The organism is Microbacterium trichothecenolyticum, assembly GCF_041938625.1.
Lineage (GTDB): Bacteria > Actinomycetota > Actinomycetes > Actinomycetales > Microbacteriaceae > Microbacterium > Microbacterium trichothecenolyticum_D.
Genome location: NZ_CP169427.1, coordinates 1244347 through 1268472, shown reverse-complemented (window position 1 = coordinate 1268472; position 24126 = coordinate 1244347). Strand labels below are relative to the sequence as shown.

Below are 24126 nucleotides of genomic sequence, written 5' to 3'. Positions count from 1 at the left end.
TCTCCCATCGGGGCGAGGGTGCCCTGTGCCGAAGGCGCCGGCCCGGGCCCGGTCACGAGAACGGGTTCTGGTCGGGATCGAACGACCCGGGCAGCGCACCGCCGGCCATGTCCTTGATCTGGCCCACGATCTGGAACTGGGCCACCCACACCGTGCTGACGGTGGTGAGGGCGTCGCGGGTCGAGGAACCCATCCGTGCCCAGTCGTCGAGGTTCTTGCCCGAGAACAGGGCAGCCGAGAAGTCGGCAGCCTTGTCGGCGAAGGTCGTGCCGCGCAGTGCGTTCAACCCTGACGCCCAGTCGTCCATCGAGGTCGCACGCAGACCGAGCAGTCGCACCGCGTCGTCGCCGAACGAGGTGCCCAGCGCGCGCCAGCCCGATGTGGTGCCGAGCCCGCGGATCGTCCGCGCGGCCGGCCCGAGGAACGGGATGACGCCGAGGACGCCGAAGGCCACGTCCCACCAGCTGCCGTCATCGAAGGCGATCTTGCGCGTCAGGGCGACGACGAGGGTCGCGATCGCGACGATCGCGGCGAGCGCCGCGATGATCGGTCCGCCGATGACGATGGCGAGCACGGCCAGGACGATGCCCGCGACGGCGAGGACGTTCGCGAGGAAGTCCAGCGCGCCGCGCAGGTCATCCTTCCACGAGTCCTCGATCTTGCCGCTGACGCCCTCCTTGATGTTCTTGGCTGCGAGGTCGAACGCATCGAACCAGTCGTCCCAGGCGGTGTCGTAGTCGCCGGCGGCGTCATCCCACTCACCCTTCTTAGCCGTTGCAAGACCTCGCTTGCCGTCGGCGTTCGCGGAAGACGTGTCGTACGCCGACTGCTCATCGGCGTCGGCGTCTTCGTCCGGCTCGCGCGGCACAGCACCCTCGGCAGTGTCGGCGTCGCGGGAGAGCTGGGAGTACTCCTCCCACAGGTCCTGCAGCTTCGACACGAGAGGGTCGATGAGCGCCTGCGACGTCGCGAGCGCACCGCCGTAGGCGCGGATGTGCGGGCCGACGGCGGCGTAGAGCTCGGAGGCTTCGGAGAGGTCGCTGCTGACCTTCTCGCAGAGCTCCCGGAGCTTGTCGATGGACTGCCCCTCCATCTCGGCGCCGTTGGACGCCAGGCGCGAGATGAGCGACCATGCGTCGGCCATGTCGTTGCCGAGGTCGACGATCTGCTGTCCGCGCTGCGTCACGTCGTCGGCGTCGCCGCGGAGCTTGTCGATCAGGTTGCCGCCGGCAGGGGTGTGCGAGGGCATGTAGGGGGTGACGGTCATCTCTCGCTCACTCGCTCTCGGACTTGCTGGCGGCCTTGACGTCGAAGTCCTTGAAGCCCTCGATCACGCTGTCGACGTGCTCGGCGACGCCCTTGCAGTTCTCCATGAGGCGCTTGCGGCGGTCGTCCCACCGACCTTCGAAGTCGTGGGCGGCGTCCTTCAGCTCGCTCTTGTCGTACGGCCGGTCGACGGCGTCCTCGAGGTCGCGACGGCGGCTGCCCGCGTTCTCGAACTCGTCGACGATGTTCTTGAGCTGCGTGCTCAGGTCCCCCAGCTCGTCGTAGCTGACCTTGACTCCCACGTCCATTCCTCCCTGCGTCGTCCACCGTCATCAGCGACGCCGAAGGCGGGAGGGCGCATGGCGACCTCTCCGCCCCGGCGCTCAGGCGGTTCAGCCGCCGGCGAGCTGCTGGTCGAGATCCTGAATGGCACGCATCATGCCCAGCAGCGACTCCGACATGTCGTTGATGCCGTCCACCGCACCCTTCAGACCCGTCGTCAGCTCGGTGTACCCCTCACCGAACTTGCCCGACGCGTGCTGCGTCTTGAAGTCCTCACCCAGCAGCGTGTCCACCTGGCTCTTCAGCGCGTCCAACTGACCCTGGATGTCATCACGAGCCTGCGACAGCGACGACGCCACCTGCTCCATCTCCGCATACGAAGCACCGAAATCGGCCATCGTCAACTCCCTCACTCAGATTCCCGACCCCCGTCGGGCGGGACACTCAGCAACCTAACGGAGCGCGCAGACGGCACGCGATGGGGACCATTCCCCATGTCCTCGCGTCCGGCGCCTCGGGCCGCGTCAGTGCTGCGGCGCCGCCTGCGGAACGGGGAGGACGGATGCCTCGACCAGCGGCAGCTGGACCGTGACCTGGCGCCCTGCCTGCACGAAGATGCCGCGGCCATCGGGGAAGTCGGACCGCTTGACCTTCGGGAACGGCACCTTGAACACCGCGTCGCCGTCGAAGGCGTCGGGCTTGATGATGATGCCCTTCCGGCCGCCCTTGAAGTCGCCCACCAGGCCGAAGCCACTGGTGACCTGCGTGACGTCCGCGTCGCCGATGAGCACGTGCTCGCTGCGGTTGACCGCCTGGAACAGCGCCTTGAGCGGGCGCTCCGCGGGTGAGTCGGCGAACTGCGGCACGTCTTCGATCACGATCATCAGCCGCGCGTCGATCGACTCGTCGGCGACGAGCTCGGCGAGCTCGGTCGCCAGGTCCTTCGCCTCGTCGGGCGTCGTGGCGCTGCGCATCCACGGGGCGAACTCCTTGAGCTGCGAGCGTCGTCCGCCGAAGTGGAACAGCCGCACCGCCGGATCGAAGCGGACCATCGAGGTGACGAGGGCCTTCATCGCGTTGGTCTTGCCCGCCGACGGCGGCCCCGCGACGACGAAGGTGCCCACCGGGTCGAACTCACGGGCCGCGAGCGTGTCTTCGGCGATGCCGAGCACGGGGAACTCGCCGATGCGATCGGGAAGCGCCTGCCAGGCGAGCCGTGTCGGCAGCGAGCCGATCTCGTCCACCTCGCGGGCGCCGATCGCGCGAAGCTCCTCGGCCCACTGGCCCAGGAGCTTCGTCTGCTCGGCCACGTTCGGCGTACCGCCGAGCACCGCGATCTGGGTCTCGAAGCCGTCGACGATGGCCCGGCCCGGCGCGGACCGCTCGTCGAGCACGTCCTTGGGGGCGTTCAGCAGTGCGTAGGCGTTCTCGTCCGACAGTCGCAGTACCACACGCCGCGACACGTTCGAGCTGATCGCGGTGGGAACCGACCCGGAGCGGTCGGCGGTCGCCACGACGTGCACGCCGAGCGGGCGGCCCTCGCCGAGGATGCGCATGAACGCCTGATAGAACGGCATCCGTGCGGTCGTCGACTCCCACTCGGCGCGGAACTGCGGAAGGCCGTCCAGGAGGACGATGATGCGCGACTCGTCGCGACCGGTCAGCTCGCGGTATTCCGCGATGCTCGAGGCGTTGGCCGCGCTGAAACGCTTGGCGCGGTCGTCGAGGATGCCGCCCAGGGAGCGCATGATGCGCTGCACGCGCTCGGCGTCGTCGCCCGGGATGATCGAGCCGACGTGGGGCAGCACCTCGAGGCTCTTGAGTGCGCCGGCGCCGAAGTCCAGACCGTACACCGCGATGTTCTCAGGCCGGCGCCCCATCGCGGCAGCGATCGCGACGGTGCGCAGCACGGTGGACTTGCCCGAACCGCTGGTGCCGTACACGAGGAGCGAGCCGTCGCGATCGGGCTCGAAGTACACCGGCTCCTGAAGCTGCCGCTCGGGCACGTCGCGCTTGCCGAGCAGGATGAAGCCGGGTCGTCCTGCTCGCAGCCGGCGGAGGTCGACGGTGGTCTCGAGGTCGTCGAGCCACGGGCGCCGGGGCGCGGGGATCCGCGCCGCCTCGGCGGCGGCGACCAGGGTCGCGACGATGCGCTTCTGGTCGTTGGGCCCGGGATCGACATCATGCGAGTCGGATTCGCCCGAGTCCGGCAGCTCCCACCGCTGCACCGAGCCGAACCGCAGCTGCGCGACGCCCACGTCGGCGGCAGGCGCCTCGTCGGTGCTCCAGCCCCCCGCGTAGGCGGACTGGAACGGCACGAGCCGGCCCGGGCCGGTCTTGGCGATGCCACGGCCGGGGATGCCCGGGTCGAAGCGTGCAGCCACGGGATCGTCGACGACGTCCTTCGAGTCCGACTCGTCGGCCATGCGCAGCGCGACGCGGAGGTTGGTGTTGGCGCGCAGGTTGTCTTTGATGACGCCCGCCGGCCGCTGTGTGGCCATGATCAGGTGGATCCCCAATGAGCGGCCGCGCTGCGCGATGTCGACGACACCGTCCACGAACTCGGGCACCTCCCCAGCGAGCGCCGCGAACTCGTCGATGACGAGCACGAGGGCGGGCGGCGTCTCGGGGTCGCGCCGCTTCTCCAGCTCGAGCAGGTCCTTCGCCTTCTTGCGGTTGAAGAGGTGCTCGCGGTGGTGCAGCTCGGCGCGCAGGCTGGTGAGCGCGCGTCGGACGAGGTGCGGGCTCAGGTCGGTGACGAGGCCGACCGTGTGCGGGAGTTCGACGCAGTCGGCGAAGGCGGAGCCGCCCTTGTAGTCCACGAACAGGAACGTGACGCGGTCGGGGCTGTGGGCGGCGGCCATGCCGAGCACCCACGCCTGGAGGAACTCGGACTTGCCGGCGCCGGTGGTGCCGCCGACGAGGGCGTGCGGTCCCTGCGTCCGCAGATCGAGCACCATCGCGTCGGTGGCCCCCTGGCCGACGATCGCGCGGAGGGTCCCCGCCTTCTTCAGGCGTGGCAGGACCGCACCGGAGCGGTCGATGATCGTGTTGTTCTCGCGCCAGCGCTCCACGGCCGAGGCGGGATCCACGGCGAGCTCGCCGCCGACGAGCGAGAGGAACATGACCGAGTTCGGGATGTCGGACGAGTCCTCGACGACCGTGCTCGAGTCCACGACGGGGGCGAGCCGCTTGGCCAGCACGGTCATGAGCTCGTTCGACACGCCCTCGACCGCCGTCTCCGGGTAGTCCACGCCGCTGCGGACCGTGCCCGCGTGGGCGTGCTCGAGACCCTGGGACACGTCGACGAAGCTGCGGCAGACGGCGGGGAGCGCCTCGACGACGGGTGCCACGAACAGGCCGTAGACGCCGACGTCGGCGCCGCGCTCGAGCACCTGCGTGAGGCGTGCACGATCCACCGGGGCGTCGGCGGTGACGATGACGAGCACGGCCGTCTGGCCGGGGAACGTGGCCTCCTCCGCGGCGCGCCGCACGTCGGTGCCGTACCGCATCGGGTCCCACTCGTCGTCCAGCGGCAGGCGCGGCGACGAGGTGGCCTTGGAGCGCTGCATGACGAGCTCCTCGAGGCCCGACAGCAGCGCGGCACCGGTCGACGCCGAATCCGACAGCGGCATCTCGCGGAAGGGACTGCGCTCGCTGGAGGTGTGCGGAAGCCACTTGAGCCACTCGAGCTGCGTCGCCCATCGCGGTTCGGTGAGCGCGACCGCGACCAGTTCGTTGGGCGAGTGGAGGCCGAACAGCTGGACGCAGAGGCCCCGCAGGGCGTCGGCGGCTTCTTGCTCGCTTCCCGCGACGCCGATCACTCCGACGCTCTGCAGCGACTCGAGCACCGGCACGCCGTCGATCGTGCGGTAGCGATCCCGCAGCCGGTCGACGCGGTCGACGAACTCCTGCAGCGCCTCGGGCGATTCGGACCGCTTCACCGTCGTGCGCGACGGCGCCTCGGCCGTGCCCAGTCGCACCGACAGGAAGTTCCAGTGCTCGGGCCGGCGGGTCCAGAGCATCGGGCCGAGTCGCATCGCCTCGTCGAAGACGACGGCGACCGGCGGCACCTCGGCGTTGCGGATCTCGCGCTCGCGCGGCCGCTCGCGATAGAGGTTCTCTTCGAGCTCCTCGAATGTGCGCTCGAAGATCTCGGTCTCTTTGCGGGCGCGCTGGCCGACCTGCGTGCGCTGGGAGATGAAGTTGCCGAGGAGCATGAGCGGCGACATCACCACGACCAGGAGCGAGCGGGGGTTGCCGTTCATCGCGAACAGCGCCATGCCGAGGATGAGCGGCGCGACCAGCATCGGCCACGGGAACAGCCGCGAGACCGGGTCCTTCGGCATCCGCGGCTCGGGCAGCTCCTCACCCACGTACCGCGGCTCCACGCGCGGGCTGCGGTTGAACAGGAGCGAGCCGCCCCGCTCGAGGACGGGGTCCTGTTCCACGGGCGCGAAGTCCTGCACCATGCGGACGACGACGTCGGTGTCGCCGAGTGAGAACCGCTGGCCGGGGATGACGCGAAGGCGCTGCACGAGGCCGCCGTCGACGACGATGCCGTTGGCCGAGTTCAGGTCGACGAGTTCGACCGAGGCACCGACCTCGATGCGTGCGTGCGACTTGGAGATGGTGGGATCCGCGACGACGACGTCGTTGCCCGCGACGCGGCCGATGGTGAAGTGACCGCGCGGCAGCGGGAACTCGCGGCCGACGAGCGGACCCGCGACGATCGAGAGGACGGCGGCAGGCGGGCCCCCGTTGGTCCGCGTCGAGACGTAGTCCTCGCCGAGATTGACGATCGACGCGACGAAGCCCGAGCCCACCGCAGCGTCGCTGATGAGCGTCTCGGGCGAGAGCATCGTGAACGTCGACGACGTCGGAGGCGCCACCTTGAGCGTCAGCACGTCACCCGGTGACGCGATGGTCTCGCGCGCCGGATCGGTCTCGACGATGTGCCGCGCGACGTCCTGCACGGTCGCCGTCGTGTCGGCGGTGACCACGATGTCGATGTGCTGGGCGTTCCGGCGCTGCAGGGTGAGTCTGAGTCTCATGGGTTCCTCGCTGTGCTGCCTCAGCCGATACGGACGCGGGCGCGCCGTTCGCCGAGCAGCAGGGTGTCTCCGGAGCGGACCGCGATGCCCTGGCCGGGCGGAATCGCATGCTCGACGCCGTCGCGGATCACCGCGCTCCCGTTGGTCGACGCACGGTCGATCGCGATGATGCTGCCACCCGTGCGCAGGAGCGCCAGGTGGGTCTTCGAGATGGACTTCGACGGGTCGTCCAGGGGAATGAGCGCGAGACCGGCGTCCCCTGGCCCAGCCGCCGGATCGCGGCCGATCAGGATCCCGGACCCGTCGAGCGCGATGCGGGCCCCGTTGTCGAACTCGAGGACGACGCCCGCCGTCGCAGGGTCGGCCGGCGACGACGACCGACGCGGCGGGGACGCCGCCGGCGGGTCGACCACGGCAGGCGTGGGTGCGGGGCTCGCGTCGGGCAGCAGCCGGGGCGGCGTCCAGGGGATCCCCGGGCCGGAGTAGGGTGCCGTGGGCGCGATGGCCGTCGGCGTGGCACCGGCCGGCGCCACAGCGGCAGGTGCGAGCGCGGGTGCCGAAGCGGACGCGGGGGACGCGGCATCCGTCCCGCTCGCGTCCGCGGTCGACGCGTACGCCTCGGCACGCGGCGCGCCCACGACTCCCCCGCTGCTGCGGGTGACCGGAATGTAGGCGCCCGTGCCGGGGGCCGTCGCCGAGGTGGCGAGGGAGCGCAGCTCGCTGCGCTCGTCCGCGAGGTCGGTGGCGGCGGTCTTGCGGGCGATGCGCATGCGCTTGACGTCGTAAGGGTTGAGCCCGTCACGCGCGTCGACGAACCACGTCGCCCCGGCGAGGTCTGCCCAGCCGCGGCCCCGTCGCTCGGAATCGAACAGCGGCGAGCACGCGATGACGAGCACCGGACCCACCAGCGGCACGAGGAAGCTGCCATACAGCACGAGATAGCGCACCACCGCGCCCCGCCAGAAGCCCGGGCGCTCGAGCGTGCGGACGTTGACCGATCGGATCCCGGTCGCCGCCTTGCCGACGGTGACGCCCTTGCGCCCGTGCAGCACGAGCTGCACCACGACGAAAGCCGTCGTCAGCGCCGCCGATGCCGCCCCGCAGGCGATGACCAGGCCGAGCCGGCCGTCGTCTGCGAGCGTCGCCGCGGCATCCGGCGACGCCGTCGTGCTCACGAGCGCAGGAAGGGTGACGAGGAGGACCGGGAGCTGCAGCACCAGCAGGATGCCGAGCTCGATCGACGTGGAGAGCACGCGCCGCCCGAACGGCGCCCTGCGCAGCCCGAGTGTCGCGGCGTACTCCGGCATCGGCCGGCCGCGCCCATCGAGCCCCTCGACGGCACGTGTCGAGTCGTCGATCTCCCAAATCACCGGTCCTCCTGGCGAACGCTCCGCATCGACCCTATCCGGACGATCGTGCGCCTCCCGACGAGAACCAGGACATGGGGAAAGAGCCCCATGTCCTGGTCGATCGGCCGGACGGCGCCTCCGGGTGACGAGCGTCAGTGGAAGAAGTGGCGCTCGTTCGTGAAGAACATCGTCACATTCGCGGCCTTCGCCGCGGCGATGACCTCGTCGTCGCGGACCGAGCCGCCCGGCTGGACGATGGCCGAGATGCCGGCGTCGAGCAGGATCTGCGGGCCGTCTGCGAAGGGGAAGAAGGCATCGGATGATGCGACCGACCCCGCGGCGCGGTCACCGGCCCGCTCGACCGCGAGGCGGCACGAGTCGACACGGTTGACCTGGCCCATGCCGATGCCCACGGTCGCCGAGTTCTTGGCGAGGACGATGGCGTTCGACTTGACCGCGCGGCACGCCTTCCAGGCGAAGATGAGGTTGGTCATCTCCTCGTCGGCGGGACGCTCGCCCGACACCAGCTGCCAGTCCTTCGCGACCGACTCGATGTCGTCGGGGAAGCGGTCGGCGTCCTGCAGCAGCAGGCCGCCCGAGACGAGGCGCACGTCCAGGCGCTCCTGCTGCCAGTCGGCGGGCAGCTGCAGCAGACGCAGGTTCTTCTTCGCTTTGAAGACCTCGAGCGCCGCCGGTTCGAACGCGGGCGCGACGATGACCTCGGTGAAGATGTCCTTGAGGTTCTCGGCCATCTTGAGGGTCACCGTGCCGTTGGCGGCGATCACGCCGCCGTACGCCGACACCGGGTCGCACTCGTGCGCGCGCAGGTGCGCGCTCGCGATGGGGTCGAGGGCGTTCGGCGCTGTCACCGCGATGCCGCAGGGGTTCGCGTGCTTGATGATCGCGACGGCGGGCTTGACCATGTCGAACGCGGCGCGCAGGGCCGCGTCGGCGTCGACGTAGTTGTTGTACGACATCTCCTTGCCCTGGAGCTGGATCGCCTGGGCGATGCCGTGGCCGCCGTTGCGGGTGTAGATCGCGGCACGCTGGTGCGAGTTCTCGCCGTAGCGGAGGGTCGCGAGGCGCTCGGCCTTGATCGTGAGGTGCGCCGGCAGATCCTCTTCGAGGAGCGTGCCCTCGGTGAACCAGGTGGCGACGGCGCGGTCGTACTCGGCGGTGTGCGCGAAGGCGCGGGCGGCGAGCTCGCGGCGCTGCACGAGAGTCGTGCCGCCGGCGCGGACGGCCTCGATGACCGCGGGGTACGACGACGGGGAGACGACGATCGCGACGTTGGCGTAGTTCTTCGCCGACGCGCGCACCATCGCCGGGCCGCCGATGTCGATCTGCTCGACGACGTCATCGCCCTGCGCGCCGGAGCGCACGGTCTCGACGAACGGATACAGGTTCACCACGACGAGCTCGAACGGCGCGATCTCGAGCTCGGCGAGCTGGCGCTCGTGGTCCTCGAGGCGGAGGTCGGCGAGGAGTCCCGCGTGCACGCTCGGGTGGAGGGTCTTGACGCGCCCGTCGAGGGACTCGGGGAACCCGGTGACGCTCGACACGTCGGTGACGGTGTAGCCGGCCTCACGAAGCAGCGTCGCAGAGCCGCCCGTCGACACGATCTCGACGCCGGCGGCGGCCAGCGCCTCGCCGAGTGCCAGCAGGTCGGTCTTGTCGCTCACCGACACGAGTGCGCGGCGCACCGGGACGACATCGCGGGGGCGGTACAGGGCGGGGTCGTGGCTCGGTCCGGCCATGGCGGATCTCCTCGGTGGGGGTGGGGGTCAGAGCTGGGCGCGCGCGGACACCGCCGCGAGGTCGAGGTCGCCGGTCGCGACGCGGCGCACCACGTCGATCAGGAGGCGGCGCTCGACGGGCTTGATGCGCTCGTGCAGGGCGTGCTCGTCGTCGCCGGGGAGCACGGGCACGCGCTCCTGCGCGAGGATCGGCCCCGAGTCGACCCCGTTGTCGACGATGATGACGCTGGCCCCGGTCTGCGCCACGTCGGCGGCGAGTGCGTCGCGCACGCCGTGCGCACCGGGGAACTCCGGCAGGTAGGCCGGGTGGGTGTTGATGATCCGCGGCGACCACGCGTCGACGAGGTCCGCCGGCAGCAGCCGCATGAGGCCGCTCAGCACGACGAGGTCGGGCCGCCACACCTCGAGCTGGGTGGCGAGTTCGGCGCCCCACTCCTCGCGGGTCGCGAACTGCGCGAACGGCACCATGAACGTGGGGATGCCGTACTCCTCCGCGTGCGCGAACCCGTCGGCCTCGCGATCGGCGCCGACGACGACGACGCGGGCGGGGAACTCTGGATCGGCCGCCGCGTCGAGCAGAGCGCGCAGGTTCGACCCTGTGCCCGAGATGAGAACAGCGACCGTCAGCACCAAGTCAGTCTAATCGGAACCATCCCTCGCGCCGGGCGGCGCTACTCGGAACCATCCCTCGCGCCGGGCGGCGCTGATCGGAACCATCCCTCGCGCCGGGCGGCGCTAATCGGAACCATCCCTCGCGCCGGGCGGCGCTGACCGCGGCAGGTCGATGGGCTCGGTCGTCGCTTCCGATGTGACGGGCGGGGACGGATGCTGCCTCCCCGCGTCATCCTTCGGCACGGCGCCGCCCCGCCGAGCGGTGAACGCCGCGACCGCGGCGAACGCGGCGGCCTCCGGGGGTTCGGGATGCGGGCCGTCTTCCGCCGGCGCCTCCTCGGCCACGGCCGCCGCAGGGGTGGAGCCGTGCCCGGTCGACCGGCCCCGACCCGCCGATCGCGGGGACAGGAGCAGGATCGCGGCGCCGAGCAGCACCTCGAGGCCGATCGCAAGCGCAACAGGCCCGACCTCCGGCCCGAACTCGGCGAGCCGCCCTGGCCCGAGCGATCCCGACGCCGTCCACGCGAGAAGCGCCGCCGCGCCGCCCGAGAGCAGCGCGATGGCCGCGGTCACGACGAGGCGCGCCGCGATCGGATCCTCGGGGGCGTGGACATGGTCGTCGAGGTGAGCGTGCAGGAGCCGCGAGCGCGCGATCCACCCAGCGAGCGCGCCCAGGGCGACGGGGAGCAGCGCGAGCAGCAGCAGCCACGACGTCGTCGACTCGGGAACGGCGCCCAGTGCCGGCAGCCCCGGCACGACCCCCACCTGAGTGCCGGCGGGCGAGACCGAGGTGCCGGTGCCGACGGCGAAGCCGGGCCCTGCGACGAAGCTCATCCCCCACACCGCGAGGGTCGGCACGTACGCGAGCTGGGCGAGGGTGATGACGATGGCGCCGAGCGGGTCGACGTCACCGGCCTGGAACAGGGCGACGATCTGCCCCGCCCGCGAGAACAGCGCGACGGCCGCGACGGCGGCGCCGACGCCGACCAGTCCGACCACCACGACGGCGGTGCCGCGCGCGACGAGCGCGGGCACATCGCCCCAGCCGTGCGGCGCGGCCTCGATGCGGTCGCGCAGCCGGGCGATCGAACCCGACCCGGCCTCGGACCACTCCGTGACGACCGCAGCGGCGAACGCGGGAACGGCGAACAGCAGCGTCGGCACGAGGATCGCCTGCCACGGCTCGGCGCGCGCGACGTCGTTGGCGCCGGTCAGCGCGGCGCCGGCGGTCAGGATCGCGAACACCGCACTCGACGAGAGCACACCGGTGAGCCACGCATCGGCATGTGAGGCGCGGGCCCCCGAGCGGGCGGCGAAGATCACCGTGAAGCCGGCGAACGCGAGCGGGGCGAGCGAGAGGACGAAGGATGCTGCGCCCGCATCGATCCCCGTCGCGGCGAGATAGTCGGGCGGCAGGGTGATGCCGAGCGGCACCAGGTTGCCGAGCTGCCACACCGACACCGCCGACGGCCACAGCACACCCCAGTCCGCTCCGCCGCCGAAGCCGAACACCCACAGCAGGGTGAGCGGGGCGAGGGTCACGGCAAGGCCGACGGCCGCCGCGATGACGGCGTCGACGGAGGCGAGAAGGGCGACGATGAGGCGATGCATGCGCCATCGACCCTACTTCGGCGCACCGCCTCGGCCTGGGCGCCCGCGCGCGGGGCCGAGGCATCCGTCCAGCGAATCCTCAGGTTGAGCGACGAGCGACTAACGTTTCACGTCGGAGGTCCCCCCACATGAGCACAGCCGAGTCCACGGCGCACAACGCCCCCGACGACACCGACGACACCCCGACCCCGGAGCCGAAGAACGGCTTCGACAGGTTCTTCGAGATCACCCAGCGCGGATCGACCATCCCCGCCGAGATCCGCGGCGGTGTCGTCACGTTCGTGACGATGGCGTACATCGTCATCCTGAACCCGATCATCCTGTCCAGCGGCACGGATGTCGCGGGGAACACGCTCGGGTTCACGCAGGTCGCCGCGACCACGGCGCTGACCGCCGGCGTCATGACGCTGCTGTTCGGTCTCGTGACCCGCCTGCCCTTCGCGTTCGCCGCGGGCCTGGGCATCAACTCGTTCCTCGCGGTGTCGGTCGTCGGGCAGGTCACCTGGCCCGAGGCGATGGGCCTCGTCGTCATCAACGGTCTGATCATCGTGCTGCTGGCCGCGACCGGCCTCCGGCGCATGATCTTCGACGCCGTGCCGATCCAGCTGAAGCTCGCCATCACGGTGGGCATCGGCCTCTTCATCGCGTTCATCGGCTTCGTCGACGCCGGCTTCGTCACCGCGACCGGGGCGTCCTCTCCCCCGGTCGGGCTCGGCGTCGACGGCTCGGTCGCGACGGTTCCGACGCTCATCTTCGTCTTCACGCTGCTGCTCACCGGCATCCTGGTTGCTCGAAAGGTCAAGGGCGGCATCCTGATCGGCCTCGTCACGGGCACCGTGGTCGCGGTGATCGTCGAGGCGATCTGGAACATCGGCCCCAAGTTCGACGGCGACGAGGTCAACCCCGGCGGCTGGGGCCTCTCGGTCCCGGAGCTGCCGTCGTCGCTCGTGAGCGTGCCCGACCTGTCGCTCGTCGGCCAGGTGTCGTTCGGCTCGTTCGAGCGCATCGGCGTGCTCGCCGCCCTGATGCTCGTCTTCACGCTCGTGTTCACGAACTTCTTCGACGCCATGGGCACGATGACCGGCCTGTCGAAGGAGGCCGGTCTGGCGAACGAGAAGGGCGACTTCCCGCGCATCAAGTCGGCGCTCATCGTCGAGGGGGTCGGCGCGGTCGCGGGTGGTTTCACGTCGAGTTCGTCGAACACGGTGTTCATCGAATCGGGCGCGGGCATCGGCGAGGGCGCCCGCACGGGTTTCGCGAACGTCGTGACGGGTGGCCTGTTCCTCGTCGCCATGTTCTTCACGCCGCTCGTGTCGATCGTGCCCACCGAGGTCGCGGCATCCGCACTGGTCATCGTCGGCGCGCTGATGATGTCGCAGATCCGCTTCATCGACTTCTCGGACTTCTCGATCCTGCTCCCGGTGTTCCTCGCGGTGACCGTCATGCCGCTCACCTACTCGATCGCGAACGGCATCGGCGCGGGCTTCATCTCGTGGGTCGTCGTCCGGTCGCTCTCGGGCAAGGCCCGCGAGATCAGCCCGCTGCTGTGGATCGTCGCCGCCGGCTTCGTGCTCTACTTCGCACGCGGACCGCTCGAGACCCTGCTCGGCTGAGCAGCGCTTCGGGGGACGGATGCTGCGGGCCGCGGCATCCGTCCCCTTCGGCGTTTCGGGGTCAGCGCAGCGGGGTCCAACCCGGAGGGGTCGGGCCGTCGTCGGCGGCACGCTCGGCGTCGGTCACCGCGGAGGTATCCCACACGGCCGCGGGTCCGAACGCTCAGGGAGCGCGACGCCAGGAGCCCGAGACGGGCAGCTGTCCACCGAAGAGCTGCCGCACGGTGACGAGCTGGAACCCCCGGTCGAGAAGTCCGTCCAGGACGGCGCCCGTGGTGCGCGCCGTACCCGGATGGATGTCGTGCAGCAGGACGATCGATCCCGCGCGCGGCTGTTCGACGGCCCGGGCGATGAGCACGTCGTCGGCGGGCCCCTGCCAGTCGAGGGTGTCGATGTCCCAGAGGATCGCGGGCATGCCGGCCAGGGCGAGCACTCGTGGCGTGAACTCGCCGTACGGCGGGCGGAATGCGGTGATGTCCTGGCCGGAGGCGGCCTCGAGCGCCCGGGTGGAGTCGACGATCTGGGCGGTGACCTGCGCGTCCGTGAGCTGCGGAAGATGCGGGTGGTTCCACGTGTGGCCCTCGACCTCGTGGCCGTCCCTGGTCATGCGCGCGAGCGTGTCGGCGTAGCCCTGCGCGTTCTGCCCCATCGCGAAGAACGTCGCCGCGGCGTCGCGTGCCGCGAGGTCGTCCAGGATGCCGGCCGTGTAGGCGGACGGACCATCGTCGTAGGTCAGCGCGACGCACGGCACGAGTGCGCAGTCGACGGCGCGTGATCCGGCGGGTGCGGCGGCGGGTCCAGTGTACGGCTGCCCGGCGGAGGCCAGCACGCGCGCGCCGAGCGGCGAGACGAGGCCGGCGGCGACCTCGGCGGGAACGGCGATGTCGAGCGGCTCGGTCGTCGGCGGTGCACCGAGCCCGGCGAGATCCGGTGCGGTGAAGCCCGGCGCGAGAGTGATGACGAGACCCTCGTCGGACGGGACGGTCGTGGCCAGCGCGGCCTGGATCGCCGCGAGCTGTGCTTCGTCGCCGACCACGACCGGTCGCTGACTGAGGGCGCCCGCGTCGCGGCGGAGCGCCTCGACGATGTGCGTGCCGAGCGCGGCGGCCGCACCGTCGGCCCACAGCCCGTCGGCCGTGGCCACCTCCCCCGTCGCGACGTCGGTGTACAGCGTGGTGGTCGTGTCGGAGTGGACGCCGGCCGGGTTTCCGCTGACCACCCGGACGCGCTCCCCCACGATGGTTCCGCCTGCGGCGACGATGCCGCACACCACGGCCGTGCCCGTGCCACCCGCCGGGCCGGAGGCGGGATCGGCCAGGAGCTCGGCCGCCGGGCGCCGTGTGCTGTCGGCGGCGCACCGTCGATCCCCGAGGCCGGAGCCGACCGCCGACGGCGTGGGGACGAACGCGGTCCCCGACGCGACCACGCGGTCTGCGATCGCGCCGCGGACGAACTGCTCCACCGTGGTGTTGAACGGGTCGGTGGTGGAGCCGGCCGGGAGCAGGGCGACACGCGCCTGCACGCCCACCGCGTCGTTGCGCACCCGCAGGGGCACGATGCCCGCGCCGAGCGGCCCGTCTGCGGCGGCGGTGATCTCGGTGACCGGATCCGTCGCGTGCACCACCTCCGGCGCCCACGCCGGGGGCTCCCATGCTCCGCGCGACGCCGGCGCGCAGGCCGACAGCACCAGGGCCGCCATGGCGAGCACGACGACCGCTGCACGCGCCCTCATCGCCGGATGCCTTCCAGCAGGTCCCCGATGGCTGTGCGATATGCCGCCGGTTCATCGCCTTCAGCTGGGCGGACCTCCACGACGACGCGCACACTGGGCGCAGCATCCGGTTCCCCCACCCCTGCGACGACTCCGCCGTCGTCGAGGTCGACGTGGACCGCTGTCAGGCCCGACGCGAGCACCTCGGCGCGCACGGCGCCGCCGCCGGCGGCGACGGCGACGGCGTCAGCGGGACTCTCGTCGATCGACTCCAGGCTCGCCCGCAGCGCGCCGTCGGGTGTGCGCACCGTGATCGCATCCTCCGAGTCGCGTGTGACGACCCAGTCGGCAGGCACGACGACCGCGGCGTCCCCGAGGTCGGTCGGAGCGCGCCCGTCCGACACCTCGCTCGCGAGGTTCGCGATCGTAGGCGGAACGGCGACGAGAGCGGCGGCGGCGATGGCCGCCAGTACGAGGGCTGCCGCCGCGCAGGCGAGCGCGACCTCCCACCGGCGCACGGTGGATCCGAAGCGTGCGTCCCCCGACACGGCCACCCCCTGACGGGGCCGAGTCTAGGAGCGGGGCGCACCCGGATCGCTCAGGAACGCCTCAGTTTCGCGAGATCAGTCCGCGTGCGGCTCGAGCACGAAGATCGCGATCAGCCGATCGGTGCGCTTCTGGTAGTTGTCGTAGTCGGGCCAGACCTCCGCGGCCCGCGCCCACCACTCGGTGCGCTCCTCGCCCGACAGCTCACGCGCGGTGTAGTCGTGCTTCTCGTCGGCGTCCTGCAGCTCGACGTGCGGCTGCCGCCGCATGTTCTCGGCCCACTTGGGCTCGTCGGGGGCTCCGCCCTTCGACGCGACGACGGCGTAGCGCCCGCCGTGCTCGACGCGCATGAGCGCCGTCTTGCGGAGCGCCCCGGACGTGGCGCCGACCGTCGTCAGCACGATGATCGGAACACCGCGCAACGTGTTCGCCTTCTCGCCGTTCGAGGCCTCGAACGCCTCGGCCTGCTTGCGCGCCCAGTCCGACGTGGACGGCTTGTACTCTCCGGTCAGCGGCATGCCTCCAGCGTAAAGCCGCACCGACACGGGTCGGGTCGCGCGGGCCTATGGTCGAGGCATGCCCAACCTCAGAGTCGAACTCCTCCCCGGACGCACCGTCGACCAGCGTCGCCGCTTCGCCGAACTCGTGACCGATGCCGCCGTCGAGGCGCTCGGCGCCCGCCGCCAGGACGTGCGCATCATGTTCGAAGAGGTCGCCGCCGACTTCGTCGCCAACGGCGGCAGGCTCGCCAGCGAAGACGCCGACCGCGCCGGCCAGGTCGCACGGTTCGGCGGTTCCTCCTCCGACTGAAACGACGAGGGATGGATGCTGCAGCCCGGGGCTGCAGCATCCATCCCTCGTGTGAACGCCTTAGAGGCTCTCGATGATCTCGCGCATGAGCGACGCGGTCTCGGACGGCGTCTTGCCGACTTTGACGCCGGCGGCCTCGAGGGCCTCCTTCTTCGCCTGCGCAGTGCCGGCGGAGCCCGACACGATCGCGCCCGCGTGGCCCATGGTCTTGCCCTCGGGGGCGGTGAAGCCCGCGACGTAGCCGACGACCGGCTTGGTCACGTTCGCCTTGATGAAGTCGGCCGCGCGCTCCTCGGCGTCGCCGCCGATCTCGCCGATCATGACGATCGCCTTGGTCTCGGGGTCGGCCTCGAACGCGGCGAGCGCGTCGATGTGCGTGGTGCCGATGATCGGGTCGCCGCCGATGCCGATGGCCGTCGAGAAGCCGATCTCGCGCAGCTCGTACATCATCTGGTACGTCAGCGTGCCCGACTTCGACACGAGGCCGATCGGGCCCTTGCCGGTGATGTTGGCGGGCGTGATGCCGACCAGCGACTCGCCGGGCGTGATGATGCCGGGGCAGTTCGGGCCGATGATGCGGGTCTTGTTCCCCTTCGACTGCGCGTACGCCCATGCCTCGGCGGTGTCGCCGACGGGCACGCCCTCGGTGATCACGACGAGCAGGGGGATCTCGGCGTCGATGGCCTCGACCATGGCGCTCTTGGTGAACGCGGGCGGCACGAACGCGATCGAGACGTCGGCGCCGGTGGCGTCGATGGCCTCCTGCACCGAGGCGAAGACGGGAAGTTCGACGGGATTGCCGTCGGCGTCGGTGTGCAGCACGGTGGTGCCGGCCTTGCGGGCGTTCACGCCGCCGACGACCTGGGTGCCGGCCTTGAGCATGAGTGCGGTGTGCTTGGTGCCCTCACCACCGGTGATGCCCTGGACGATGACCTTGGAGTCCTTGTTGAGGAAGATCGACATGTCTGGTTCTTTCCTAGTTCCGGATGCTTCGGGCTCAGGCGTTGGCGAGCTGGGCGGCCTTGTCGGCGCCCTCGTCCATCGTCTCGGCCAGGGTCACGAGCGGGTGGTTGGCGTCGCGCAGGATCGCACGGCCCTCCTCGACCTTGTTGCCGTCGAGGCGCACGACCAGCGGCTTCGAGGCCGACGAGCCGAGCTCGGCGAGCGCGCCCACGATGCCCTTGGCGACCGCGTCGCACGCGGTGATGCCACCGAACACGTTGACGAACACGCTCTTGACCTGCGCGTCGCCGAGGATGACGTCCAGACCCGCGGCCATGACCTCGGCCGACGCGCCGCCGCCGATGTCGAGGAAGTTGGCCGGCTTCACGCCGCCGTGGTTCTCACCGGCGTACGCGACGACGTCCAGCGTCGACATCACGAGGCCGGCGCCGTTGCCGATCACGCCGACCTCGCCGTCGAGCTTGACGTAGTTGAGGTCGTTGGCCTTGGCCTTCGCCTCGAGCGGGTCGGCGGCGTCCTTGTCTTCGAGCAGCGCGTGCCCGGCGTGACGGAAGTCGGCGTTCTCGTCCAGCGAGACCTTGCCGTCGAGGGCGATGATCTCGCCCTCCTCGGTGAGCACGAGCGGATTGACCTCGACGAGCGTCGCGTCCTCACCCTTGTAGACGTTGTAGAGCTTGACGAAGACGTCGCTCACCTTGTCGACCAGGTCGGCCGAGAAGCCGGCGGCCTCGGCGATCTCGACGGCCTTGGCCTTGTCGATGCCGGTGCCGGGGTTGACGTCGATGCGCGCGAGGGCCTCGGGGCGCTCGACGGCGAGCTCCTCGATCTCCATGCCGCCCTCGACCGACGCGAGCGACAGGTACGAGCGGTTCGCGCGGTCCAGCAGCACCGAGAAGTAGTACTCCTTGTCGATGCGGGCGCCCTGGGCGACCATGACGCGCTTGACGACGTGGCCCTTGATGTCGAGACCGAGGATGGCCTTCGCAGCCTCGTAGGCCTCGTCGGGGGTCTTGGCGACCTTCACGCCGCCGGCCTTGCCGCGGCCGCCGGTCTTGACCTGGGCCTTGACGACGACGACACCGCCGATCTTCTCGGCTGCGGCACGCACCTCCTCCGGCGTGTCCGCGACGATGCCGGCGAGCACCGGCACCTCGTACTTCTCGAAAAGGTCTCGTGCCTGGTACTCGTACAGATCCACAGTGATTTCCTTCGCAGGTGGCGAATGGGGGTGGGGATGACGCTCAAAAGCGTCTCGACGTCGAGATATCGACCAGTCCCCCAGCCTACTACCGGTCGTCGTCCGGTTCTGACCGCAGCGACGCGCCGCCGGGTTCCGAAGAGCGGAACGGATGCTGCGGCCTCGCCCGCTCCGTCACCGCGAGGTGGTGGACTCCGGCGTCCGGACCTCGGCCGGCTCGTCGTCGAGCTCTTCGCCCGGCACGCGGGGCAGGCGCGCGAGGTCTCGGAGCGCAGGCCCCTCGATGCGGCATCCGTCGGCGGTGAAGCGCGACGCGTGCAGCGGGCAGTCCCAGGTGAGGTCGGCGTCGTTCCACCGCAGCACGCCGCCGAGATGGGTGCAGACCGCACTGATCGCGCAGGTGCGCCCGTCGACCGTCGAGATGCCCACGGGCTGCCCGGCGCGGCTGGCGACCACACCCTCCCCCTCGGCCGGCCGGCGCACCGGCGTCGGCACCGTCTGGGCGCCGATCCAGCCCGACGCCGCCTCCCACCCGACGCGCAGGTTCTCCACACCGCCGCGGGCCAGATCCGCGGGCACCGTGAACCGTGCGGAGATGACGTTCATCCAGTCGGGGCGCTCTCGGCGCGGCACGCGGCGGATCTCCGCCGTCAGTCGCAGCGCCGCGGCGGGTGCGTTCGAGAGGCCCCACTTCGCGTACCCGGTGGCGAACCGGATGCGGCCGAGCCCGCGCGGCATCGCGCCGACGAACGGGATGAGGTCGTGCGACTCGTAGTCCTGGGCCGACCACGAGGCCACCGGCTCGGCGCCGGGGAAGTGGTGCTGCGCCCACGACACGAGCCCGTTCACGGCCGCGAGCGGGGAGGCCGCGCGCCCGACGGCGAAGCCGTTGCCGCCCACGATGAGCTGGGCGGCGTCGGCAGGGCCGTCCTCGGGGGTGATCGACCGCACCGACTTCGTCTCGCCGTCGACCGAGATGTACAGCCCCTCGGGGAGCGGTCCGTCGGTCGCGAAGGCGACGCACGACGAGCGCAGGCCTCGCACCTTGGCGAAGTAGAGCCCGCGGTCGATGATCGGGGTCGCGGTCGCGAGCACGACGTGGTTCGCCGCGATGAAGCCTCTCGTCGTCTCGACGCCGGACCACGGCACGGCGTGTACGCGCGTGACGCGCACCCCGGTGTGCAGCGTCCCGCCCTCCCGCAGCAGCGCCTGCGCGAGCGCCACGAGGAGACGCTGCGGGTCGATCGCGACCTGACGGTCGAGCGCGATCGCGTCGACCATGTCGAACGGGGACTGCGCGAGCAGGTCAGGCTCCACCCGCCGCACCTCCAGCCCTGCCTCGGTGGCCGCGCGCAGCTCCGCCTCGATGCAGTCGGCGCCCTGCGGCGTCTGTGCATACGAATACGCGGCGCGCCGGGAGTACGGCACGCCGAGCTCGTCGGCGATCCCCGTGAGCCACTCCGCGCCGTCGCGGTTGGACTCGACGTAGGCACGGACGAGGCGCGCCGGGTGGTGGCGGCGTAGGGCCGAGAGCACGGATCCCTGCAGCAGCGTCAGCTTGCCGGTATTGCCTCCCGATGCCAGCGCGCCCACCTCGGCGGCGTCGACGACCGCGACGTCCAAGCCCTCGCGCGTCAGCAGCAGTGCCGTCGACAGCCCCGTCAGCCCCGCGCCCACGACCACCACGTCGCGGCGCCGAGCCGACTGGAACGGCGTGCCCGCGACGCTTTCGGCTTCTCTCTTCCAGATCGGCGTCATGGACCTATAGAAGACCTCGGTCTTCGGTGTGTCGACCCCGTTGACAGCGCAGCGCGGATGCGGGCGCGGCGCGCGCCGGCATGCGGCGCGAGCGGCGGCACGCGCATTAGGCTCTCCCCGAGATGTCCGACACCGCTGCCGCCTCCGCTTCCCAGGCCGCTTCCCGCGCGGCCGTGGTCGCCGCCGCGCTCGAGCTGTTCGCCGAGCAGGGGTTCGACCAGACCTCGGTGGAGCAGATCGCGCAGGCGGCCGGCGTGTCGCGCTCGACGTTCTTCCGGCAGTTCGGCGGCAAGGACGACGTCGTCTTCACCGACCACGAGCTGCTGCTGGAGCGCCTGCGCGAGTTCCTGGCGCAGCCGCATCGCGATCCGTGGGCGGCCGTGTGCGAGGCATCCGTGTTCGTGTATGCGCATTTCGCCGCAGACCCCGAGCTGGCCCGGCGACGCTATGCGGTCGTGCGGGGCGTCCCGGCATTGCGCGATCGCGAGATCGTGACGGTGTTCCGGTACGAGCGGCTCTTCGACGAGTACCTGCGCGCGTCGCTGCCCGGCCTCGACCCGCTCGATGCGGTGGGATTCTCGGCACTCATCACCGCGATCCACAACCACGTGCTGCGCCGGCTCATCCGGGGCCCGAAGAAGGTGCCCGTCTCGGTGCTGCGCACGGCCCTCGACGACGCCCGCCGGCGGTTCGGCGTGCTGCCCGACAGCGAGGCGGATCCCGCGGCCGAAAAGGTCGTGGTGGCCGTGTTCCCGCGGTCGATGCCGACCGCCGAGGTGGCCCGTCGGCTTCGCGAACGACTGGACGACTGACCACCGCGGCGCGTCGCTGGAATTCGTCGTCGCACGCTCTCGGCGCGGCGGTATGTTCGTGCCATGAGCACCGTGGACACCCCGCCGGACACGGCGGGCAAAGCCCCCTGGTACACGCAGGACCCCGACGCCGTCGTCGCCGCACTGCGCAGCGACCGCGACCACGGCCTGACCGCCGCCGATGCCGCCCAGCGGCTCGCCGAGCACGGACCGAACTCGATCGCCGCCGAGAAGCAGCCGTCGACTTGGCAGGTGGCGCTGCAGCAGCTCGCGGATCCGATGAACGTCATGCTGGTCGCCGTCGCGATCATCAGCCTGCTCATTGATCAGATCAGCGTCGGCATCCTCGTCGGCGCCCTCGTGGTGCTGAACATCGTGCTCGGCACCCGGCAGGAGCTGAAGGCGAAGGCATCCGTCGACGCGCTGTCGAAGATGCAGATCCCTCAGGCCAAGGTCGTGCGCGACGGGGCGCTCGCCCAGGTCGACGCCACGACGCTGGTCCCCGGCGACATCGTCGCCCTCGAGGCGGGCGACATCGTTCCTGCCGACGGGCGCATCCTGCGCTCGGCCACGCTCGAGACGCAGGAGGCGGCACTCACCGGCGAGAGCGCCCCCATCCCGAAGGATGCCGGCACCCTCACCGACCCGCAGACCACTCTCGGCGATCGCACCGACATGGTGTTCCAGAACACCCAGGTGACCCGCGGCACGGCGACGGTGGTCATCACCGACACCGGCATGCAGACGCAGATGGGCCGGATCGCGTCCATGCTCTCGGCGGTCAAGCCGGCCAAGTCCCCCTTGCAGCGCGAGCTCGACTCGCTCACCGGCGTGCTCGGCTGGATCGCGTGGGGCGCGGTGGCGGTCATCATCATCACCGGCCTGCTGCGCGGCCAGGAGATCACGTCGGTGATCCTCCTCGGCATCTCGATGGCGATCTCGGCGATCCCGACCGGCATGCCCTCGTTCGTGCAGGCGATGCTCTCGTACGGCTCACGCCAGCTCGCCGAGCACAAGGCGGTCGTGAAGAACCTCACGGATGTCGAGACGCTGGGCGCGACCAGCGCCATCAACTCCGACAAGACCGGCACGCTCACGATGAACGAGATGACGGTCGAGTCGCTGTACTACCGCGGCGAGTGGTTCACCGTCGCGGGCTCGGGCTACGAGAAGACCGGCGAGGTGCGCCACGTCGCCGGCCTGCCGGTGCCGCAGTTCCACCAGCTCGCCCTCGGACTCACCCTCTGCAGCGACGCGACGGTCTCCGACGACGGCGCCGTGATCGGCGACCCCACCGAGGCCGCGCTCGTGGTGCTCGCCGCCAAGCTCGGCGTCGACGCGGAGCTCACGCGCTCGAAGTTCCCGCGCGTGGCCGAGGTGCCGTTCGACTCGGCGTACAAGTTCATGGGCACGTTCCACGAGATCCCGGTGGAGGGCGTCGAGACCCTCGTCGGTTACGTCAAGGGCGGTCCCGACGTCGTGCTCGACCGCTGCAGCTCGGTCGCGACGATGGAAGGCGTCGTGCCCATCGCCGACCGCCGCGACGCGATCCTCGAAGCGAACCGCTCGCTCTCCGAGCAGGGGCTGCGCGTCCTCGCGTTCGCGTTCCGCCGCTTCGCGCCCGACGCCCCCGTGGTCGATGACCCTATGGCGGCGGTGTCCGATCTCACGTTCGTCGGTCTCGTCGGCATCATCGACCCGCTGCGCCCATCCTCGAAGGAGGCCGTGCGCATCGCGCGCGAAGCCGGCATCGAGGTCCGCATGATCACCGGCGACCACGCGATCACCGCCGCCGCGATCGGTGCGAAGCTCGGGCTCGGCGAAGGCGCCGCGAGCGGCGCCGAGATCCAGGCGATGAGCGACGACGAGCTCAAGGCGGCGCTCCCGCGCCTGCACATGTTCGGCCGCGTCACCCCCGAAGACAAGCTGCGCCTCGCACGGCTCATGCAGGAGCAGGGCGCGGTCGTCGCGATGACCGGCGACGCCGTGAACGACGCCGCCGCGCTCAAGCAGGCCGACATCGGCGTGGCGATGGGCTCGGGCAGCGACGTCACGAAGCAGGCGGGGAAGATGATCCTCGTCGACGACAACTTCGGCACCCTGGTGACAGCGGTGCGGCTCGGCCGCTCGATCTACGAGAAGATCGTGAGCTACGTGCGCTACCAGATGGCGCAGCTGTTCTCGCTGGTGCTGCTGTTCCTCGTGGCCAGTGTCTTCGACATCAACGACGGCGTGCCCCTCACGCCCATCATGGTCCTCTTCCTGAACTTCTTCATCACGATCTTCCCGGTGATCGTCATCATGCTCGACCCGGCGCCCGAGGGCATCATGCAGCTGCCGCCGCGCGACCCGAAGAAGACGATCGCCAACCGCGCCGCCGTCATCATGTGGTTCTTCTACGGCGGGCTCATCTTCATCACCTCGCTCGTGCCGCTGCTGATCTGGCCCGACGAGGCGAGCTCGACAGAGCCCAACGTGCCGGTGACGATGACCTTCGTGATCGCGGCGCTCGGGTCGATCTTCGGCGGGCTTGTGATGCGCCGGGACCCGCAGTCGGGGCTGACGCCGCCGATCCTCATCGCGGTCAAGTGGCTGTCGATCCCTCTGGTGCTGACGGTGGCCGCCGTCGAGCTCGGGTTCCTGCAACGACTGATCGGCACGACCGGGCTGTCGGGCACGGAATGGCTCATCGCCCTCGGACTCGCCCTCATCGTGCCGGTTGTCGTCGAGCTCGAGAAGTGGATCCGTCGCGCCCGACTCCGCCGCCACGCCGCGCAGGCCTGA

The 24126-nt window shown here is 70.9% G+C and carries 18 protein-coding genes; 4 read left to right on the top strand and 14 right to left on the bottom strand.

Annotation, left to right across the window (positions count from 1 at the left end; all coding sequences use genetic code 11):
* Positions 1 to 52: 52 nt before the first annotated feature.
* The 8 genes from ACEYYH_RS05700 to ACEYYH_RS05665 form a co-directional block, all read right to left on the bottom strand.
* Complete coding sequence (locus ACEYYH_RS05700) at positions 53 to 1267, bottom strand: hypothetical protein (protein WP_374977291.1); 1215 nt, start codon at positions 1265 to 1267, stop codon at positions 53 to 55.
* Between the two features lie 7 nt (positions 1268 to 1274).
* Positions 1275 to 1568, bottom strand: a complete 294-nt coding sequence (locus ACEYYH_RS05695; protein WP_374977290.1) for a hypothetical protein — start codon at positions 1566 to 1568, stop codon at positions 1275 to 1277.
* A 90-nt stretch (positions 1569 to 1658) separates the two neighbouring features.
* Complete coding sequence (locus ACEYYH_RS05690) at positions 1659 to 1946, bottom strand: WXG100 family type VII secretion target (protein WP_116194191.1); 288 nt, start codon at positions 1944 to 1946, stop codon at positions 1659 to 1661.
* A 126-nt stretch (positions 1947 to 2072) separates the two neighbouring features.
* The gene (locus tag ACEYYH_RS05685) at positions 2073 to 6602 is read right to left on the bottom strand and encodes an FtsK/SpoIIIE domain-containing protein (protein ID WP_374977289.1); all 4530 of its coding nucleotides are present in this window, start codon (positions 6600 to 6602) and stop codon (positions 2073 to 2075) included.
* Between the two features lie 20 nt (positions 6603 to 6622).
* A complete protein-coding gene (locus ACEYYH_RS05680; RefSeq protein WP_374977288.1) occupies positions 6623 to 7972 on the bottom strand; it encodes an RDD family protein in 1350 nt (449 codons plus the stop codon).
* A gap of 131 nt (positions 7973 to 8103) precedes the next feature.
* A complete protein-coding gene (gene purH / locus ACEYYH_RS05675) occupies positions 8104 to 9708 on the bottom strand; it encodes a bifunctional phosphoribosylaminoimidazolecarboxamide formyltransferase/IMP cyclohydrolase (RefSeq protein ID WP_374977287.1) in 1605 nt (534 codons plus the stop codon).
* A 27-nt stretch (positions 9709 to 9735) separates the two neighbouring features.
* Positions 9736 to 10338, bottom strand: coding sequence for a phosphoribosylglycinamide formyltransferase (gene purN / locus ACEYYH_RS05670; protein ID WP_116194200.1), 603 nt, complete (start codon positions 10336 to 10338; stop codon positions 9736 to 9738).
* A 105-nt stretch (positions 10339 to 10443) separates the two neighbouring features.
* Complete coding sequence (locus ACEYYH_RS05665) at positions 10444 to 11931, bottom strand: DUF6350 family protein (protein ID WP_374977286.1); 1488 nt, start codon at positions 11929 to 11931, stop codon at positions 10444 to 10446.
* Positions 11932 to 12059: 128 nt separating this feature from the next.
* On the opposite strand from ACEYYH_RS05665, the gene ACEYYH_RS05660 reads away from it, so the two are divergent.
* Positions 12060 to 13544, top strand: coding sequence for an NCS2 family permease (locus ACEYYH_RS05660; protein WP_374977285.1), 1485 nt, complete (start codon positions 12060 to 12062; stop codon positions 13542 to 13544).
* A gap of 163 nt (positions 13545 to 13707) precedes the next feature.
* Here ACEYYH_RS05660 and ACEYYH_RS05655 read toward each other — a convergent pair whose 3' ends face one another.
* From ACEYYH_RS05655 to ACEYYH_RS05645, 3 genes are all read right to left on the bottom strand, one after another.
* A complete protein-coding gene (locus tag ACEYYH_RS05655) occupies positions 13708 to 15276 on the bottom strand; it encodes a polysaccharide deacetylase family protein (RefSeq protein ID WP_374977284.1) in 1569 nt (522 codons plus the stop codon).
* Positions 15273 to 15803 carry a hypothetical protein gene (locus ACEYYH_RS05650; protein ID WP_374977283.1) on the bottom strand — a complete coding sequence of 177 codons (531 nt, stop codon included), beginning with the start codon at positions 15801 to 15803 and terminating at the stop codon, positions 15273 to 15275. Before ACEYYH_RS05650 ends, ACEYYH_RS05655 begins: the two co-directional genes overlap by 4 nt.
* A 75-nt stretch (positions 15804 to 15878) precedes the next feature.
* On the bottom strand, positions 15879 to 16319 hold the full coding sequence (locus tag ACEYYH_RS05645; protein WP_374977282.1) for a nitroreductase family deazaflavin-dependent oxidoreductase: 441 nt from the start codon (positions 16317 to 16319) through the stop codon (positions 15879 to 15881).
* Between the two features lie 58 nt (positions 16320 to 16377).
* On the opposite strand from ACEYYH_RS05645, the gene ACEYYH_RS05640 reads away from it, so the two are divergent.
* Complete coding sequence (locus ACEYYH_RS05640; RefSeq protein WP_374977281.1) at positions 16378 to 16611, top strand: 4-oxalocrotonate tautomerase family protein; 234 nt, start codon at positions 16378 to 16380, stop codon at positions 16609 to 16611.
* A 60-nt stretch (positions 16612 to 16671) separates the two neighbouring features.
* Here the strand turns inward: ACEYYH_RS05640 and sucD are convergent, their stop codons facing one another.
* From sucD to ACEYYH_RS05625, 3 genes are all read right to left on the bottom strand, one after another.
* Positions 16672 to 17574 carry a succinate--CoA ligase subunit alpha gene (gene sucD, locus ACEYYH_RS05635; RefSeq protein WP_374977280.1) on the bottom strand — a complete coding sequence of 301 codons (903 nt, stop codon included), beginning with the start codon at positions 17572 to 17574 and terminating at the stop codon, positions 16672 to 16674.
* A gap of 34 nt (positions 17575 to 17608) precedes the next feature.
* Positions 17609 to 18772, bottom strand: coding sequence for an ADP-forming succinate--CoA ligase subunit beta (gene sucC / locus ACEYYH_RS05630; RefSeq protein ID WP_374977279.1), 1164 nt, complete (start codon positions 18770 to 18772; stop codon positions 17609 to 17611).
* Positions 18773 to 18946: 174 nt separating this feature from the next.
* The gene (locus ACEYYH_RS05625; protein ID WP_374977278.1) at positions 18947 to 20530 is read right to left on the bottom strand and encodes an FAD-dependent oxidoreductase; all 1584 of its coding nucleotides are present in this window, start codon (positions 20528 to 20530) and stop codon (positions 18947 to 18949) included.
* A 122-nt stretch (positions 20531 to 20652) separates the two neighbouring features.
* On the opposite strand from ACEYYH_RS05625, the gene ACEYYH_RS05620 reads away from it, so the two are divergent.
* Both ACEYYH_RS05620 and ACEYYH_RS05615 read left to right on the top strand, forming a co-directional pair.
* Positions 20653 to 21342 carry a TetR family transcriptional regulator gene (locus ACEYYH_RS05620; protein ID WP_374977277.1) on the top strand — a complete coding sequence of 230 codons (690 nt, stop codon included), beginning with the start codon at positions 20653 to 20655 and terminating at the stop codon, positions 21340 to 21342.
* A 63-nt stretch (positions 21343 to 21405) separates the two neighbouring features.
* Positions 21406 to 24126 carry a cation-translocating P-type ATPase gene (locus tag ACEYYH_RS05615; RefSeq protein WP_374977276.1) on the top strand — a complete coding sequence of 907 codons (2721 nt, stop codon included), beginning with the start codon at positions 21406 to 21408 and terminating at the stop codon, positions 24124 to 24126.